Source organism: Klebsiella grimontii (assembly GCF_900200035.1).
GTDB classification, from domain to species: Bacteria; Pseudomonadota; Gammaproteobacteria; order Enterobacterales; family Enterobacteriaceae; genus Klebsiella; species Klebsiella grimontii.
In genome coordinates, this window is the sequence record NZ_FZTC01000042.1 from 1 (window position 1) to 4,654 (window position 4,654).

Annotated in this window: 5 protein-coding genes; all 5 read right to left on the reverse strand. The window is 49.4% G+C overall.

The window, feature by feature from the left end; translation table 11 throughout:
* Positions 1-79 precede the first annotated feature (79 nt).
* The 5 genes from arsC to arsR are packed head-to-tail and all read right to left on the reverse strand — an operon-like array spanning position 80 to position 4,385.
* Complete coding sequence (gene arsC, locus KOSB73_RS27290) at positions 80-505, reverse strand: glutaredoxin-dependent arsenate reductase (protein WP_032694619.1); 426 nt, start codon at positions 503-505, stop codon at positions 80-82.
* Positions 506-517: 12 nt separating this feature from the next.
* Positions 518-1,807, reverse strand: a complete 1,290-nt coding sequence (locus KOSB73_RS27295) for an arsenic transporter (protein ID WP_032694618.1) — start codon at positions 1,805-1,807, stop codon at positions 518-520.
* Between the two features lie 46 nt (positions 1,808-1,853).
* Positions 1,854-3,605, reverse strand: a complete 1,752-nt coding sequence (gene arsA, locus KOSB73_RS27300; protein ID WP_032694617.1) for an arsenical pump-driving ATPase — start codon at positions 3,603-3,605, stop codon at positions 1,854-1,856.
* Between the two features lie 16 nt (positions 3,606-3,621).
* Positions 3,622-3,984, reverse strand: coding sequence for an arsenite efflux transporter metallochaperone ArsD (gene arsD / locus KOSB73_RS27305; RefSeq protein WP_032694616.1), 363 nt, complete (start codon positions 3,982-3,984; stop codon positions 3,622-3,624).
* Between the two features lie 47 nt (positions 3,985-4,031).
* A complete protein-coding gene (gene arsR, locus KOSB73_RS27310) occupies positions 4,032-4,385 on the reverse strand; it encodes an As(III)-sensing metalloregulatory transcriptional repressor ArsR (protein ID WP_025376942.1) in 354 nt (117 codons plus the stop codon).
* Positions 4,386-4,654: the final 269 nt, after the last annotated feature.

A 4,654-nucleotide genomic window follows, 5' to 3' on the forward strand; every position in this document is an offset into this window, starting at 1 on the left:
CAGAATAATGTCGCTATGGAAAGCATCATCAAGGGTGGCTGGCAAAGTAAAATATAAAGGGGCAAATGCCCCTTAGGATTCATTTCAGTCGTTTACCTGCATCATCAACGACTTTTTCACCATCTTCTTTGGTGAACGCGTGTTTTTGTGCATCCGGAAGAATATCCAGCACCACTTCTGAAGGACGACACAGCCGGGTCCCCAGTGGCGTCACCACAATCGGGCGGTTAATCAGAATAGGATGCTGTAACATAAAGTCGATTAACTGCTCGTCAGTAAAGCGGTCTTCCGCCAGCCCTAATGCTTCAAAAGGCTCGACATTCTTACGCAGCAGCGCTCGTACTGTGATCCCCATATCCGCAATAAGTTTAACCAGTTCATCGCGTGATGGTGGTGTCTCAAGATAATGAATAACGGTCGGCTCTGTACCGCTGTTACGGATCATCTCAAGCGTGTTGCGAGAGGTGCCGCAGGCTGGGTTGTGATAAATGGTAATGTTGCTCATATCAGTATCTCATTACAAAGTGAAAGAGAGACGTAGCGCCAGCGCGGCCAGCGTTACAAACAGCACAGGCAGAGTCATGATAATCCCGGTGCGAAAATAGTATCCCCAGGTGATTGTCATCTTCTTCTGTGAAAGTACATGCAGCCAGAGTAGCGTTGCCAGGCTACCAATAGGCGTAATTTTAGGTCCCAGATCGCAACCGATGACATTGGCATAAATCATTGCTTCTTTGATGACACCCGATGCGGTGCTGCCATCGATCGACAATGCGCCAATCAATACAGTAGGCATGTTGTTCATGATGGATGACAGGAATGCTGTCAGGAATCCCGTGCCAAATGTGGCCGCCAAAAGCCCTTTGTCTGCAAGTAAATTCAACACGTCAGAGAGGTATTCTGTCAGCCCGGCATTACGCAACCCATACACAACCAGATACATTCCCAGTGAGAAAATCACAATCTGCCACGGTGCACCACGCAGGACTTTACCGGTGTTAATGGCATGACCTCTTTTAGCCACGACAAAGAGGATAGCAGCACCCACAGCTGCAATAGCGCTGACAGGAATACCCAGCGGCTCAAGCACAAAAAAACCTGCCAGCAGAAGGATTAATACAATCCAGCCCGTTCTGAACGTCGCCGGATCTTTGATAGCAAGAGCAGGTTCTTTCAGTCGGTTCAGATCATAGGTCGGGGGGATATCTTTGCGGAAAAACAGATGCAGCATCACCAGCGTGGCAATAATGGCGGCAATATCCACAGGCACCATCACGGAAGCATATTCCGTGAAGCCCAGATGGAAGAAGTCAGCAGAAACAATATTGACCAGGTTCGACACAATCAGCGGCAGGCTGGCGGTATCGGCAATAAACCCTGCAGCCATTACAAATGCCAGCGTGGTGCTTTTACTGAATCCCAGAGCCAGCAACATGGCAATCACGATCGGCGTCAGGATGAGAGCTGCACCATCATTGGCAAATAGCGCTGCTACCGCAGCACCGAGCAGAACGATATAAGTAAACAGCAGGCGACCCCGGCCATTTCCCCAGCGGGAAACATGCAATGCTGCCCATTCAAAAAAGCCAGACTCATCCAGCAGCAAACTGATGATAATCACGGCAATAAAGGTTGCTGTGGCGTTCCAGACGATATTCCATACCACCAGAATGTCGGTAATGTGTACTACCCCAGATATGAGTGCCAGTATTGCGCCAAATATGGCGCTCCAGCCAATCCCTAACCCCTTCGGCTGCCAGATAACCAACACGATGGTCAGGATGAAAATTGCTCCTGCCAGTAACATAAAACCTCCTGACAGGGCAGCATGACTGCCCTGTATATAGTAAAAATTAACCTGCGAGCTGTTTGAGTTTGTCTATACCGGTTGGCTCTGCCGCAAGAACAGGAACCAGTGCAACACGGGTAGCATGCTGGTTCTTTACAGCTTCGATTTGAGGCAGTTCCTGCTGCGCGCGCTGACGAAGCAGCGGTGAACGGGTTTCAGCGATGGAAAGACTGTTATTGATAATCCAGCCCCATGGATGAATCCCGGCACGTTCAAGATCGGCTTGTAAATTTGCAGCCTCAAGAACGGGGGTCGTTTCCGGCAGAGTGACCAGTAATACTTTTGTTCTTTCCGGATCCTGAAGCTGCATCATTGGCGTAGAGAAATGGCCTTTATCTCCCATTTTCTTTGCTATCTCCCGGTGGTATGCCCCGGTAGCATCAAGCAGCAACAATGTATGTCCTGTCGGTGCCGTATCCATGACGACAAACCGTTTACCCGCTTCACGGATCACCCGTGAGAAGGCCTGGAACACAGCAATCTCTTCGGTACACGGAGAGCGTAAATCCTCTTCCAGCAGATGTTTCCCCGCTTCATCCAGGTCACGTCCTTTCGTTTCAAGGACATGCTGGCGATAACGTTCTGTTTCATCATGAGGGTCGATTCTGCTGACCTGCAGGTTATTGAGGCTTCCATTGAGGGTTGTGCTCAGGTGTGCAGCAGGATCTGACGTCGTGAGATGCACATCAAATCCCATTTCGGCCAGTCTGACTGCAATGGCCGCAGCCATGGTTGTTTTACCCACGCCACCTTTACCCATCAGCATAATCAGGCCGTGTTCATTAAGGGCAATCTCATCAACCAGAGCAGACAACGACGATATCGCTGGTTTTTGCAGGGCGGACACTTCAGCAAATGAAGCCGTCTCAGGTTGGGAGGTGAGAAGTCCCCTTAAAGCAGACACACCGACCATATTCACTGGTTGAAGGAATAATGTGTCAGTAGGGAGAGCGTCCAGACCAGCGGGAAGACTTGCCAGCGCCTCCTGCTCCCGGCCCCATATTGCAGCCGCCAGGGTATCGTTGACTGCTTCTGTCTCAGGTAACACGCCGTTGATGACCAGATACTGATTTTTGAGACCTATCGCCGCAAGCTCATCATGAGTACGGGCGACTTCCTGAAGCGTTGATTTTTGCAGTCGAGCCACTAAAACCAGCCTCGTACGATCCGGATCAGACAATGCCTGGACGGCGTGTGAATACTGCTCACGCTGTTTCTCCAGCCCTGCCATCGGGCCAAGACAGGAAGCACCATCAGGATTGCTCTCAATGAAGCTACTCCACGCACCGGGCAACTGGAGAAGACGAATAGTGTGACCGGTTGGCGCGGTATCAAAGATAATATGGTCAAAGCGGGTCAATAATGATGCGTCAGTCAACAGACCGGTAAATTCATCAAAAGCTGCAATTTCGGTGGTACATGCACCAGAGAGCTGTTCGTTAATACTGTTAACGACATCATCCGGCAGAATGCCTTTGATAGGATCAACGATTCTGGCCCGATATTCCTGGGCGGCGGCCTGAGGATCAATTTCCAGCGCTGAAAGACCCGGTACAGAGGCCACCGGCAGAATGGTATTGCCAATAGTCTGGCTGAACACCTGGCCTACGTTTGAAGCCGGATCGGTGCTGACAAGCAAAACCCGCTTGCCTTGTTCCGCCAGGCTGATAGCGGTGGCACAGGAAATAGAGGTTTTACCGACGCCCCCTTTACCGGTAAAAAACAGGTAAGGTGGGATATTCTGTAAAAATTTCATATGTCCTCCTGACATTTCAGCAACAAGAAGTATTACCACCGCAGCAGCTTTTAGATGCTAATCCTACTTTCTCCAGCGGTATTCCGAACCAGCGGGCCAGCTCTGAGCGTTTCGGATAACGCCCCGCCATCACCATTTCTCCATCCAGCAACAACAATGGAAGCCCTTCAGCCCCGGATGCCTCAAGGAATGCTTTGGCTTTTTCGTTCTGTACAAAGCTCATGGGTTGCTGTGCCAGGTTATAACGATCAACCTGAATTTCACGCTGTTTTAGCCACTGTACATCCGCAGAAAAATCAACCAGAACCTGATCAATATCTGTACCGCAGACGCCGGTACTGCAACACATAGCCGGGTCAAACACCGTTAACGTTTTCATCATGAACACCTCACATTTGAAAAATCATATATGTTCAGGCAAATTTTTTAGATGCAGACAGCCTTGCCGCTACCAGAGCAGTTAGCTGATGCCAGCTTATGGGCGATAGCCTGTACGTCGTCCTGTTGGCTTAACCAGGCCTGCTCAATAACCTGAGCAGCCCATGAAGGAATATGCGGAGATAAGCGGTAGTGAACCCATTTCCCATTCTTGCGATCCAGCAACAATCCGCTTTCACGTAGCATCGCCAGATGACGGGAGATCTTAGGCTGCGACTGTTCCAGCGCCGTGCAGAGATCGCATACGCATAGTTCACCCATCTCTTTGAGGAGAAGGACGATACCCAGACGGGTTTCATCGGACAGGCTTTTAAAGAGTTGTAGGGGTGAAATTGATGACATCGTGACCTCCTGCGTTGAATGAATAGTGTCGCGCTTCTAAACCAGGAAGTCAAAAACATATATGTTATATCGAATTCGTTTAGTGTTAATTCTTCATTGGTAGATAACAGGAAAAACAGAGTCGGGGCAATACAGGCAAAATTTCATCTTTGTTGTGAAAAGAAAAAGTTTAACGATAGGGTACTGATCAGTAAGGCAGCACCATACAATGAACAATAAATCACCTTAGCGTGGGATTTTTATTGAGCTGGTAAATCCATCCTTCCCAG